8 protein-coding genes are annotated in these 7,570 nt (G+C 41.8%); 7 read left to right on the forward strand and 1 reads right to left on the reverse strand.

Going from position 1 to position 7,570, the window contains the following annotated elements; translation table 11 throughout:
* The first annotated feature begins 386 nt into the window (after window positions 1-386).
* Both G457_RS0114940 and G457_RS0114945 read left to right on the forward strand, forming a co-directional pair.
* A complete protein-coding gene (locus G457_RS0114940) occupies window positions 387-893 on the forward strand; it encodes a winged helix-turn-helix domain-containing protein (RefSeq protein ID WP_026947183.1) in 507 nt (168 codons plus the stop codon).
* A gap of 127 nt (window positions 894-1,020) precedes the next feature.
* A complete protein-coding gene (locus tag G457_RS0114945) occupies window positions 1,021-1,992 on the forward strand; it encodes an ATP-grasp fold amidoligase family protein (protein WP_026947184.1) in 972 nt (323 codons plus the stop codon).
* Between the two features lie 396 nt (window positions 1,993-2,388).
* On the opposite strand, the gene G457_RS22835 is transcribed toward G457_RS0114945, so the two are convergent.
* The gene (locus tag G457_RS22835; RefSeq protein WP_155847175.1) at window positions 2,389-2,526 is read right to left on the reverse strand and encodes a hypothetical protein; all 138 of its coding nucleotides are present in this window, start codon (window positions 2,524-2,526) and stop codon (window positions 2,389-2,391) included.
* A 92-nt stretch (window positions 2,527-2,618) separates the two neighbouring features.
* Between G457_RS22835 and G457_RS22315 the strand changes: the two genes are divergently transcribed.
* From G457_RS22315 to G457_RS0114975, 5 genes are all read left to right on the forward strand, one after another.
* Window positions 2,619-3,338 carry an O-methyltransferase gene (locus tag G457_RS22315; protein WP_051260847.1) on the forward strand — a complete coding sequence of 240 codons (720 nt, stop codon included), beginning with the start codon at window positions 2,619-2,621 and terminating at the stop codon, window positions 3,336-3,338.
* A gap of 31 nt (window positions 3,339-3,369) precedes the next feature.
* Window positions 3,370-4,236: a glycosyltransferase family 2 protein gene (locus G457_RS0114960; protein ID WP_026947185.1), complete on the forward strand. Its 867-nt coding sequence runs from the start codon at window positions 3,370-3,372 to the stop codon at window positions 4,234-4,236.
* Between the two features lie 61 nt (window positions 4,237-4,297).
* Entirely contained in the window at window positions 4,298-5,227 is a 930-nt protein-coding gene (locus G457_RS0114965; protein WP_026947186.1) for an ATP-grasp fold amidoligase family protein, read from the forward strand.
* Window positions 5,228-6,055: 828 nt separating this feature from the next.
* Complete coding sequence (locus G457_RS0114970) at window positions 6,056-6,421, forward strand: four helix bundle protein (protein WP_026947187.1); 366 nt, start codon at window positions 6,056-6,058, stop codon at window positions 6,419-6,421.
* Window positions 6,422-6,538: 117 nt separating this feature from the next.
* Complete coding sequence (locus G457_RS0114975) at window positions 6,539-7,315, forward strand: ABC transporter permease (protein ID WP_051260848.1); 777 nt, start codon at window positions 6,539-6,541, stop codon at window positions 7,313-7,315.
* Window positions 7,316-7,570 lie beyond the last annotated feature (255 nt).

The following is a 7,570-nucleotide window of genomic DNA, read 5'->3' on the forward strand; positions in this document are numbered from 1 at the left end:
TAGCTCTGGGAAACGCCTTAACGCTTAACAATTAACTCTTAACTTCTCCATTCGACAATTCATCGGTTCATCAATTCGACAATCAACCCAAACCCAAAACCTTCCGCCCCCCCCCAACTCCTAATTCTTAATTCCTCATTCATAATTCTCGGAACTCCAACTCCCACTTCCAAAAGATAGCTTCGTCGCTTTTTGCGAATCGAAAAAGATTAAAATCAGCACAGCTCCTCGCTATGACGTCCCAATCACACTTCCAACAACAAAAACATTTGCCAAAAACACCAAAACCCCTTAATTTAACCGAGTAAATATTTTACTCAACATTCTTCATTCTCGATTTTTCATTCCTAACTCATAATTCCTCATTCTCAATTCTTAACTAACTCTTGCTCGACTCCCTCGTCACATCCAAAACCCGAATCAAGCTTCTGCTGAAGTTTTTTTCTCATGCCAATTCAGGTTACCTGCGCTCCCTTGCCAAGGAATTTGATGAATCCACCAACTCCGTACGGGTTGAACTCAATCGACTGGCAGATGCAGGACTCTTGATGGCTGAAGATGAGGGCAAGACCAAGATGTACAAGGCCAATGAAGGACATCCCTTTTTTCAGGAAATTAAAAACATGGTATCCAAATTCCTGGGTTTGGATGACTTGATGGAGCGAATCGTCAAGCGAATGGGGGAGGTGGAAAAGGCCTACATCATTGGAGATTATGCACAGGGAATTGACTCAGGCACCGTTCAGATGATACTCATAGGAAAGAATTTGGATCGAGACTACTTGGATTTCATCCGGGAAAAAACCTACGAGAAAGTCAGCCGAAAAGTAAAAGTAGAAATTCTCGAGTCTGACCCAGGAGATATTCAAGGCATCTTAATCTTCGGAAAATAACACCTGAAATCTTACCTGCCTAAACTGGAATTGAACCGGAATTTCCAACTAGGATATTTCTCAATCTCAGTACTTCAAACCCTTACTATTAGGGCATAATCCTTAATTTTGCGACAAATTAACATTCATGACTATCAGGGAAGTTTTCAGAAAAGGGTATCCTCAGAATTTAAAGGATAGATTGCTTTTTAGTTTAGAAAAAGCTAGAAATTTCCCTAAAATCCATAGGATTTTCGAAAGAATGGTGGGCTATCCCTTGGATTTAAAAAACTCCATCACGCATAATCAGCGAATATTTTTTAAGAAAATATATGATAGGAATCCGCTTCTAGTCATTACCTCGGACAAGGTGAAGGTCAGGGATTATATCAAAGAAAAGTTGGGAAAAGAGCTTGCCGAAGAACTCCTGATTCCTACCTACTTTGTGTCCAAAACAGGGGATGATATCCCCATGGAATCTTGGAATCATGATTTTTTTATGAAAGCCAATCATGCTTCGGGTTTTAATAAATATGTATCTACTACTGATGATCCAAAGGAAATCAAGGACTTGGCCAAATCATGGCTGGCCCAAAGCTACGGGCAACATTACCTGGAATGGGCCTACAGAGATATTCCCCGCAGGGTCATTTGTGAGCAGGTATTGGTTGATGAAAGAGGTAAAATCCCCATGGATATCAAATTTTACTGCTTCCATGGAAAAGTGAAAATGGTGATGTTTGTGGATGACCGATTTGAAGGTCAGCAACGATCCTATACGGATGAGAATTTAAGGGAAATACCCGGTCCCCAAACCTTAGGATTCCCGAAGCTGAAGCAGATTCCCTATCTTGATACATTCGATAAAATGAAGTCTATTAGTGAAAAGCTATCCGAGGACTTTACCTATTGCCGAGTAGATCTATATTCCATAGGTCAAAAAATATATTTCGGAGAAATCACGCATTATACCGGAGCAGGCTTGGAAAAGTTTGATCAGTATGAGACAGATTTAACTTTTGGCGAGTTTTGGAAACCTGAAAACAAGGATTTGAATTTTTTCAAGCTGTATGAAAAAATAAAAATTCCCTCCTTTTCAAAGAAGCAAGAAATCGTCTAGTCCAGAGGAAATACCATCTTTTTTAGCCTTGTGAGTTTAATGTCTAAGAGTTTAGCATCATGAATCAGGTACAAAGTCTCAAGGACTAATCTTAATGGCTACCGAAACCACGAATAAAGAACTTCAAACCCAAAACCTTCCCCCAATTCCTAATTCTTCATTCCTCATTCCTCATTCCAAATTCCAAATTCCTAATTACTCATTCCAAATTCCACATTCCTCATTCTCAACTCTTGAAACCCCGAACTGTCACATCGAGCGGAGTCGAGATGCCAAAACGTACAACGTTCTATGTTCAGCGTTCTACGTTCACATAACTCTGGAAAACGCCTTAACGCTTAACAATTAACCATTAACTTCTCAGTTCGTCAATTCATCGATTCATCAATTCGACAATCAACCCAAACCCCAAAACATCCCCCCAATTCCCAATTCCTCATTCCTAATTCTCGGAATCCCAAACCTCCAAACTCCCATACCCCCATACTTCCTGACTCCCAATTCCTCATTCCTCATTCCAAATTCCTCATTCATAATTCTCGGAACTCCAACTCCCCCTTCCAATCCTTCTCTTTTTTTTTATATTTAGGCTCTAGCTTAATTACCTACACGTAACATCACCCTTTATGAGTACCAGTAACAGGTATGTCAAACCATCCCATCGGATCCTTGCGCGCTTTTGCAATGAGCTTTGGAAATACATCAAGCAAGGAAAGCCCATCTCGGAAGCTATAAAAGGATATTCAGCTTACTATGATTACAATCGCGTACGGGTATTTCCCTACGAACGCAAACTCCCATGGATCAATCATTTTGCCTGTGAACGCCTCCGCGAATTGATCAAACCGGGGATGAATATTCTGGAATTTGGACTGGGGGGCAGTACGCTGTTTTTTAGAAATTTAGGAGCCTCAGTTTATTCCATAGAGCATGATGATGAATGGTTTCAAACCGTGAAAAAGGAGCTGGAGAACGACAAAATGGTTTCACTTCATCTGTGTAAGCCAGAAATCGATCAACCGGAAATTGAGGATAAATACCGAAGTGTGCATGGACTATTTTCGGAGGGGATGTCTTGGAAAGCTTATGCTCATGCGGCTGATCATCTCCCGGATGAAGCCTTTGACTTGATCCTCATCGATGGACGGGCAAGACCCGAATGCCTTCGCAATTCGATCTCAAAACTTAAGCCGGGAGGGATGCTGGTTTTTGACAATTCTGAACGCGAATCCTACCACCAAGCAATACATGAATTGATGGGTAATTGGCGCTGCGAAAAGTATCAGGGAGTACAGATTTGTGATCCTTTTTTCTCCGAAACAAGAATTTATTTCAAACCTGCCTAATCTTTCAGATTGCATAGCTAATTTGCCCTTCATGGCTGAAAAACTAGTTTCTATTCTCATCCCCAACTTCAATAAGGAAGCATACATTCCGCACACTTTTCAAAGCATCTGTGAGCAGACTTATACGAATTGGGAGTGTATAGTCGTAGATGACCACAGTACCGATGCTTCCTTGGATTTGCTCCATGACTTTGCTGAAAAAGACCCCAGAATAAAAGTAGTCCGAAGGCCTGAACACCTACCAAAGGGAGGGAATTCCTGTAGAAATCATGCTTTTTCGCTTGCTTCGGGTGAGTTTATTCAATGGTTTGATTCGGATGACCTGATGTTGCCGCATTGTCTGCAGGAGAAGGTCGATTTCCTTGAATCCCACCCTGAATTTGCCTTCGTGGCTTCTAAAGCTGAAATCAAATATGAGAAGGACTACAAGGGCAAAAGGACCTTTCATCAAAATATCCAATCCGAACAAGCTATTGAAGACTACTTGAGATTTCGAATTCTCTTTATTACCGGTGGGCCACTTTTTAGAAGGGAAGTCTTCGAAAAAACCGGGCTCTTCTCTTTAGGATTGAAAAAACATCAGGAATGGGAACTCTTCTTTCGAGTCATACTCAATTATCCCACCTGGGGAATTATCAATGAGCCCACCTATGTCTACCTGATCCATGGGAATAGCATTTCAGGGCAAAGTGCCAATAAACGCGAAAAACTCGTAAATGCTGAGGTTGCAGCCATCCAAACAGCCCTAAACCCGACCACTAATCCCTTTATTTCCAAAATTCCCCCATCGGTTTACCGGAAAACTTCCCTTCGCTACCTCAAATTTTCCCTCATTCACAAAAGATTGCAGGATGCTGGCTGGTTTTTTACTCAATACCTAAGACAATTGACTAGGTAGAATGACTTACTGCTAAAAATCAATATTTCAGCATTCACTCCTAAACTCCAATCCCCAGCAATTGAACTTAAAAGCAAAACTGAATAGCACCTACGATCGGCTCTATGACCTCCGGGAGCGATTCTTGGGCTATCCAAAACTGCATAAGATCTTTAATAGGCACAATGGATTTGACCTTAACCTTCATGATCCCTGGACCTACAATGAATGGGTGGTTCATAAAATTTTATTTGACCGAGACCCACTTCTGATTCAGACTACAGATAAGTTTGCAGTGAGAGATTATGTTCGCCAGAAACTGGGCACCAAAGAGGCAGAGGAAATTCTGATTCCCATTTATCATGTCAGCAAGAATGGAAGGGGTTTTCCTGAAGAACTTTGGCAAAAAGAATTTTTCATGAAAGCCAACCATGGATCCGGCACCAATAAATTGGTCATGCCTGGTGCTGATCCTCAGAAGACGCTCCAACTTGCCAAGACTTGGCTCAATTCAAGCTATGGACAAAGACGTCATGAATGGGCCTATCGCGATATTCCGAGAAGGATTATTTGCGAAAAGGTGATCCGAAACGAAGAGGGAGATATTCCCATGGATATCAAATTCTATTGTTTTTATGGAAAGGTCAAATTCATTCTCTTTTTCAATGGTCGCTTCGGAAAACCATCCCGTGCATTTACCGACCCAGACCTCCAACTTATCCATGGGGTGCAGTCAGGCATACCTGATTTGGAAGACATTCCTTCCTATTCTACCCATGAGAAAATGATTGAAATTGCCGAGACTTTGTCCAAGCCCTTTGTGCATGCGAGAGCAGACTTTTATTCAGTAGGAGAGAAAATTTACTTTGGGGAATTGACCCAATACTCAGGTGGAGGAATTGAGCATTTCAAGTCTTATGAAATCAACCTAGCCCTGGGACTTTTATGGCGACCCGAATACAAGGATAAAAGCGCCTGGGACTGCATTCAAGAAGCATCAACCAAGTACTAGGTATCAAGTAGCTAGTATCAAGACATAAGTGGTAAAAGGGAGAACCAAGAAATCAGAAATAAGAACCAAGACCGTTAACCACTAACAATACCTCGGATTAACCCTTAACAATTAACGCTTAACATTTAACCCCCATACTCCCATACTCCTAACTGTCACATCGAGCGGAGTCGAGATGCCAAAAGGTACAACGTTCAAGGTTCTATGTTCAGCGTTCTACGTTCACATAACTCTTGAAAACGCCTTAACGCTTAACAATTAACTCTTAACCTCTCCATTCGACAATTTATCAGTTCATCAATTCGACTTGGAACAAGGAACCACGAACTTCGGACTTCACATTAACCCTTAACGCTTAACGCTTAACATTTAACCATTAACTTCTCAGTTCGTCAATTCATCAGTTCGACAATAGCCCCAAAAACCCATTATTTCAAAAATAAATTTGCAAATCCCAAAGCACCGAGTAATTTTATTACTCAGTCGTCATTGCGAGGAAGTCAGTATGACTGACGAAGCAATAGAAAATGAAGAATTAGGAATTTGCAAATGAAGAATTATGAATCAGATTCGGGGGTTTGTTGTCCAGAATAAAAACTCCTAATTCAACATTCCTAACTCCTCATTCAACTTTCCTAATTTCTAGCTCCTAACTGGGAGTGAAAGGGCGAAGCTGTGATTAATGTAGAATGATGAATTTTAAAATGCGGAATTAGCAGTCTCACCAAAATTCAACATTCCTAATTCCTAATTCCTCATTCCCCATTCCTAATTCAACATTCCTAATTCCTAATTCAACATTCCTAACTCTTCATTCCTAATTCACCATTGCCCAAGGATAATCACATACTTACAAAAACCTTTGAATTTGCTAATAAGTCCATCGATCTGTATCTACAACTCAGGAAAGCAGGTCATTATCGATTAGCAGATCAATTTGTTGGTTCGGCTACTTCAATAGGAGCAAATGTGGAAGAAGCTCAGGCAGCACATTCTAAACTGGATTTTATAGCCAAGATGGTCATTTCAGCCAAAGAAGCTAGGGAAACTCGATACTGGCTTCGGCTATTTAATCGTGAGGAGCTTGGAGCAAATCATTCGGATTATGAGTTCTTCAAAAATGAAATAGAAGAAATTTTGAAGATTCTTAATTCAATCATTAAATCTAGTAGAGAAGGAAAACGCAATTCATAATTCAACATTCATAATTCCTAATTCCTAATTCCTAATTCCTCATTCTTCATTCCTAACTCCTAACTCCTCATTAATACCCAACACTACAAAATAATCGAACCCTCCTCCGGCTGGAAGATGGTAGACTTCAAGGAGCTTTGGCGCTATAAGGATCTCTTGTATTTCCTGACGCTCCGCGGTATTAAAGCCCGCTATGCACAGTCTATTCTTGGGGTTTCTTGGGCGATTATTCAGCCGCTCTTCACCACCGTCGTCTTTACCCTAGTTTTCGGAGGCTTGGCAAAAGTAGACTCGGATGGGATGCCCTATATTCTCTTTTCCTACTTGGCTCTTTGGCCCTGGAACTACTTCTCAGGAACCCTCACCGAATCAGCCAATTCCCTGATTCAAAATGCGAATATGATCACCAAGGTCTATTTTCCCAGAATGGTCCTGCCGCTCTCCGCCATCCTGTCTAAGATGCTGGATTTTACCATTGCCTTTGTGGTAGTGATCTTTATGCTGATCTATTTCAAGCAGGTTCCTGGCTGGGGAGTGCTCTTTACTCCGCTTTTGATCTTACAACTCCTGCTTTGCAGCCTGGGAATCGGGATGTTTCTCTCAGCCTTGGCTGTGAAGTACCGAGATGTAAAGCATGCGCTGACTTTCTTGGTGCAACTATTACTCTATGCCGCTCCAGTGGTCTACAGCACCTCGGCTGTACCTGCTGAATACCAAAAATTCTATATCCTCAACCCCATGGTCGGGGTCATCGAAGGCTTCCGCGCCGCCTTCCTCAACCGCCCCATGCCCTGGGAATGGATCTGGCCGGGAAGTATAGTCGCGGTGGTCGTGTTCGTGTTTGGGATGATGTATTTTCGAAAAATGGAACGGACTTTTGCTGATGTAGCATAAAGTCGTGCCATTTTTTGATCCCGCAGAATTGCGGGACAGACGAATGGAACGAATTTTCGTAGACGTTGCATAATCTTTACCCCTCCCAGCCTCCCCTTGAGGGGAGGAGTGCCTCCCCCGATCCCTCCGCCGCGGCGGAGAGGGAGTTTGTTTCGTTTCAAAGACTTTATTTGTGAAAACATTATTTAATTTGAAAACGCTACCCATTTCCCCCCTAAAGGGGGGCTAGGGGGGTAGAAAACAATGGAGAGGATA

It is taken from the genome of Algoriphagus marincola DSM 16067, assembly GCF_000429405.1.
Taxonomy (GTDB): Bacteria; Bacteroidota; Bacteroidia; order Cytophagales; family Cyclobacteriaceae; genus Algoriphagus; species Algoriphagus marincola.

Bases quoted from the DNA above. Each gene is read 5' to 3' on its own strand.
- G457_RS0114945 (WP_026947184.1), top strand. From the start codon at position 1,021: ATGACTATCAGGGAAGTTTTCAGAAAAGGGTATCCTCAGAATTTAAAG.
- G457_RS0114960 (WP_026947185.1), top strand. From the start codon at position 3,370: ATGGCTGAAAAACTAGTTTCTATTCTCATCCCCAACTTCAATAAGGAA.
- G457_RS0114975 (WP_051260848.1), top strand. From the start codon at position 6,539: ATGGTAGACTTCAAGGAGCTTTGGCGCTATAAGGATCTCTTGTATTTC.
- G457_RS22835 (WP_155847175.1), bottom strand. From the start codon at position 2,526: ATGAATGAGGAATTTGGAATGAGGAATGAGGAATTGGGAGTCAGGAAG.
- G457_RS22315 (WP_051260847.1), top strand. From the start codon at position 2,619: ATGAGTACCAGTAACAGGTATGTCAAACCATCCCATCGGATCCTTGCG.